Origin of the sequence: Corallincola luteus (genome assembly GCF_004336975.1) — a bacterium.
Taxonomy (GTDB): Bacteria; Pseudomonadota; Gammaproteobacteria; order Enterobacterales; family Neiellaceae; genus Corallincola; species Corallincola holothuriorum.
In genome coordinates this window covers 1-4,021 of the sequence record NZ_SJXE01000025.1, presented here as the reverse complement: position 1 = coordinate 4,021, position 4,021 = coordinate 1, and the positions used below count along the sequence as shown (strand labels likewise).

4 protein-coding genes are annotated in these 4,021 nt (G+C 38.5%); all 4 read left to right on the top strand.

Annotated elements, in window-relative coordinates:
• Positions 1-321: 321 nt before the first annotated feature.
• Positions 322-1,458, top strand: coding sequence for a hypothetical protein (locus EZV61_RS19305; protein ID WP_131417669.1), 1,137 nt, complete (start codon positions 322-324; stop codon positions 1,456-1,458).
• 246 nt (positions 1,459-1,704) lie between these two features.
• Positions 1,705-3,180 carry a hypothetical protein gene (locus EZV61_RS19300; RefSeq protein ID WP_131417667.1) on the top strand — a complete coding sequence of 492 codons (1,476 nt, stop codon included), beginning with the start codon at positions 1,705-1,707 and terminating at the stop codon, positions 3,178-3,180.
• A 231-nt stretch (positions 3,181-3,411) separates the two neighbouring features.
• Complete coding sequence (locus EZV61_RS19295; RefSeq protein ID WP_131417665.1) at positions 3,412-3,624, top strand: transposase; 213 nt, start codon at positions 3,412-3,414, stop codon at positions 3,622-3,624.
• A gap of 65 nt (positions 3,625-3,689) precedes the next feature.
• Positions 3,690-4,021: SDR family NAD(P)-dependent oxidoreductase (locus tag EZV61_RS19290; protein ID WP_131417663.1), on the top strand; the 332-nt coding region annotated here is incomplete at its 3' end.

Below are 4,021 nucleotides of genomic sequence, written 5' to 3'. Positions count from 1 at the left end.
AAAGCAAAATCTGTCACGCGGCACCGTGATTGGCAACCCAGCGAGTAGAAAGCGCTACGCACAAACTAATGCGAGAAGCCGAGTATATGGCCCAGCGTTAACGCCACCGACTGGCTAAACCGAAAAGCACCACTTTCGTCAATGCTTCACTCTTCATTCCCTCAGGGGAAGAGGCTGGTGTGCCTTGCTTCCTGTGGTTTAGCTTCAAATCGTAAAACATCCTCCAAAAAATAGTCAGTTAACAAGTATCAAGTCATATTTTTAGCTTAATGACTATTGAATTCTTAGTGCTCAAAGGTGATTCTTCATACGTAGTAAGAAATGGCTGTCCTTTCTATTCCTATTCTAGTTCTAGGTGCTATGGAAGAAAATATCGATCCAAAAGAGTATGGCGTTACCCAGCAACTGTTTAAAGAGTGGCGTTCCCCTCGCTTTGGGAATTCAAATCCCCAGAAAATAGAATCTCCTGTGTGGGAGTGGTTGGTACGCTCAAAATTGTGTGGTTATTTATCGACACAGAAGATGGATGGCCCTTCTCCATTCGATGAAGGTCCAACATGGAGTTTTGACCGTTTTGGACAAACCAAAACTCAACTTCCCGATGGCCGCACCGTGTATATAGGGGGGGAACATGAAGATCATTATGACCCTGACTTCTATATCTATAACGATGTAATCGTCGAGCATCCAAATGGAGAGTTCGACTTCTATTGCTATCCAAAAACCGACTTTCCGCCGTCAGATTTTCATACCGCAACATTAATTGGCAGCAAAATAGTGCTGATCGGTAGCCTTGGATATCCACAAGAAAGAGTAGAAGCTTCTACTCAGCTTTATCTACTTGATCTGAATGATTTTAAAATTAGTCCGATTAACAGTAGCGGTAAATCGCCCGGATGGATTCACCGCCATGAAGCTATTCTCGATACAAGCCAGACGTCCATCACCGTAACAAAAGGGTTTATTGAAATTGGATTGGACTCTCCCCTTAGAGAAAACATCGATGACTGGAAGCTGGATATAGAAAATTGGACTTGGCAAAGGCTTACTGAACGGAAATGGCCTCGCTGGGAGCTAACTAGAAAAGATAAAGCCAGAAATCATATTTATGATATTAGGCAGGCTCTATGGAGCAATGAAGTTAACTGGGAGGAACACCACCAACAGGACATGGCTAGACTAGAGGAAAGCATGGGGTTCAGCGTTGACTTCAACCTGGTTAAGGCGCTTTACGATTTTGATTTTACTCATGAAAGCCTTGTTGAGGATGAAGAAGAACACAATGTTTATTGGATATACGTTGATGGTGTTCGAGTTCGATTTGTCGAAGAAAGATACTGTTTGAACGTCACAGTTGAAGGCTCGCTCGGTAACCAGACTCTAACCTCCATGAGAGAACAACTCATCTCGAGTCTTAATGAATTAGAAATATCAGAATGGACAATCAACGAGTATTGAAACCGCCGTTTGCGTAAGCTGATCAAGGACACCCATTCCACGATATTTTTAGCTTAATGACGATTGAATTCTTAATGCTCAAAGGTGATTCTTCATACGTAGTAAGATATGGCTGTCCTAGGCGGCTTTAAAGTTCTTGGAAGTAACTCCGGCAGTTATAATAGGGCTACTTACTACATTATTTTTCCGATATAGCGATATTAAATATTTTACCCTACGTATAAAAATTAAATTTAAAGAGTTTAGATGAAGATTATAACAGTATTTATATTACTTCTTATTTCTAGCTTGTGCTTTGGAAGTAACTTACCTAGTCTTGAATCAGGTGTTAAATTGGATAGTCGCAACTATTTTAGGCAGATTATCAGAAATGACGAACCAAATTTTTTGGTTGCATATGATGTTGATAGATGTAACGAAATTGGGCGCTTGGATAATTTTAAGGTCGTCTCACCTAAGCAGGTTAATATACTTTCAGTCGATACTATGGGTGAAAATAGCTATAGGTTTTGCAGTCTAAAGGAATTTAACGAATTTATTAGTAATGAATTTTCTTCAATTACTTCTGACTTTTTGAAGGATAACCGTTATAAAATAGAGAACTCTTTTAGTCGGAACTATCACTTTTATATAAATGATAACCTTTGCTCAAATGAATCAAAAGGGATGTGTTTTTTATCAATAGAAGAGCAGGATGAAATAATAAATAGTATAAAAAATGAAAATTCAAGCCCTATAGATATTCTTAATGATGAAATTTTTTATGACAAAGTAAATATTCGTTTATATATTGATCTGTTGAAGGGTATGAACTCAGGAGCAGAAAAGGAGAGGCTTAAGTTTATTCTTTTTTATTGGATTTTTTCTGATCCCGACTTAATTAGGAGTAAGGCTTTCAATGAATTTTTGAATTTTAAAGTAAATGGAAAGACTCTCCTTGATGACAACTATTTATACCACTTGTATTTTTACAGTTTTTCTAAAGGTGGTGCGTCCAAAGAAATAGCTAAAATCGTAGCGGATACGTTCTATAGGATATTAGATTCAGGAGATTTTAAAGAATATTTAGATCAGATCTTATTCATGAATAAAATTCTTTTTTCGCATCTGGTTGATGATGTTTATTTATTGGATGAAGAAGGTTCAAAGATGATTGTTAACATAATTTACAAGCAGTTTTTTTTGGGTTTTCATTCGAATATAAATGTGTCAAAAAAAGTGTTTTTTTCTGCTGAAAATGTTGATGTTATCAATCTTCTTAAATTCGTTGTTGAGTATTATAAATCAAAAGGATACCATTGTGAGTCTACTCTTATTTCTGAGTGCAGTTTAGCTATACTCTCACAGCTATTATTAGAACCTTTTTCTAAAGAATATAAATCGGAGGAAGACTACCTTAAGGATACTTTCTATTTTGAACTAATTTCACTATCCTTATACCATTCTGCAGAAGCAAAATCTTTAGTGATGAAAAAGATTAATTCCCCTCACATAAATGATATTGATTTTTTATTCTGTATTTTTATGATTCTTAACTTTCCTAATTTTGAAATTTCGGATTTTGACTATTCAAAGAAGTGCGAGAAAATCATTGGCTTTCGTGATTATGAATATAATTATAAGACGGAAAAGGATTACATTGATTATCCTATGATTAGTGCGATAACCATTTACCCTAAATATGTCGATATACTTTCATCCTGCAATAAAGAAGGAGAGTAAGAGATGGCTGTCCTAGGTGGTTTCTATAGCTGCTGGAGCTGTAGGTGGAATAGGTATAACTATTTTATATGAAGCGGCCGGGGTTGGTGAGTTCGTAAAGTAAAGAACTAAATCTGGATGGGAATTAGCAATAAGTGAAAACAAGCATAAAAGGACACCCACTTTTGTTTGACTGATTTTTGAACGGCTTCTACGCTTTTGGTTAAGATATCTGAAAGCAAGGAAGCTGATATGACTCGCCCCCGTTCAGAGCTGGTTTCACCCGCCGATACGCCTTACTACCATTGTGTTTGCCGCTGCGTTCGCCGTGCTTTCTTGTGCGGTGAAGATAGGTTCACCAATACCGACTACAGCCACCGTAAACAATGGGTGCTTGAGCGTTTAACCCTGTTAGATCGTAAGCTGATCAAGGACACCTATTCCACGATATTTTTAGCTCAATGACTATTGAATTCTGAGTGCTCAAAGGTGATTCTTCATACGTAGTAAAAGATGGCTGTCCGTCCTAGGTGGCTCAGGGCCATAGGATCCTGCTTCATGGCCGAAATGCCGACAAACTCAATAAGGTAAAGACCGAACTGGCCGCGCAGGCCGTGAATAACGGCTCGGTAGCGGGGTATGTCGCCGATCTTTCTGATATGGCAGGTGTGGAAGCTCTGGCCACTGCCGTTGCCGCTGACCTAACGACAAAGCATCAAACATTAGATGTACTGATTAACAATGCTGGCGTGTTCAATGTGCCTAACCCTATGACGCCTGCGGGATTAGATGTCAGGTTTGTAGTGAACACCCTGGCACCCTATCTGCTCACCCAGAAGCTGTTACCTGTGTTGGCGAAACA

What these genes read in the sequence shown, in the direction of transcription:
- EZV61_RS19305 (WP_131417669.1), top strand. Translation starts at nt 322, where the DNA reads ATGGCTGTCCTTTCTATTCCTATTCTAGTTCTAGGTGCTATGGAAGAA.
- EZV61_RS19300 (WP_131417667.1), top strand. Translation starts at nt 1,705, where the DNA reads ATGAAGATTATAACAGTATTTATATTACTTCTTATTTCTAGCTTGTGC.
- EZV61_RS19295 (WP_131417665.1), top strand. Translation starts at nt 3,412, where the DNA reads ATGACTCGCCCCCGTTCAGAGCTGGTTTCACCCGCCGATACGCCTTAC.